The sequence below is a fragment of the Pantoea sp. B9002 genome, from assembly GCF_013385945.1.
Lineage (GTDB): Bacteria > Pseudomonadota > Gammaproteobacteria > Enterobacterales > Enterobacteriaceae > Pantoea.
The window spans coordinates 1-667 of the sequence record NZ_JACAPA010000078.1 but is presented as its reverse complement, the minus strand read 5'-3'; the positions used below and the strand labels follow the sequence as shown (position 1 = coordinate 667).

The following is a 667-nucleotide window of genomic DNA, read 5'->3' as shown; positions in this document are numbered from 1 at the left end:
CAGTCCGGCGCCGCGGAACTCTGGACGCGCGTCATTGGTGGCCACATCCGGGTTAATCCAGCCGGTCTGCGGCTCAACGTTATCCCATGCGCCTTCCAGTGCGTCGCCCGGCATGCCGACGTTGCCGTCGCCCGGCAGCTCCGGTGCCGTCAGATCTACTTCCAGATTGACTGGCGGCGTAACGGCGGTGTTACCCGCAGCGTCTTTAATGCCGACAGAAATCGCGTGCTCACCTTCGCCCAGCGCCGGGTTCACCACCGCTTCCCAGCGGCCGTCTGTGCCCACTACGCCCGTGCCCAGCAGCACGCCGTTTTCGTCGCGCAGCTCGATGGTTGCACCCGCTTCGGCTGGATCAGCCGTGCCTTTGAATATCGGGTTCGGTTCGCTGGTGATGCCGCCAGTAATCGGCTGACCCTCTGAGTCTTCAATACCAGTTAGTACAGGTACATTGGGTGCCGTTACGTCGACGATGATGGTCCACGCCGGATCGCTCGGGGCCGTGGTGTTGCCCACCGGATCGCGATAGGTCACGCGCAGGTTGTACTCGCCTTCGTTCAGCGGGTTCGGCGTGAATGACCAGCGGCCGCTCTCTACGATGGTGGTGCCGAGGAAGCCCAGTACGTCGTCATAGATGGTGATAATGGTGCCTTCCGGCGCCGTGCCTTCC

General features: G+C 63.0%; 1 protein-coding gene. It reads right to left on the bottom strand.

The window, feature by feature from the left end; all coding sequences use genetic code 11:
* Positions 1–667 (bottom strand): Ig-like domain-containing protein (locus tag HX773_RS25105; RefSeq protein WP_255433331.1); only part of this gene is annotated, 667 nt, incomplete at both ends.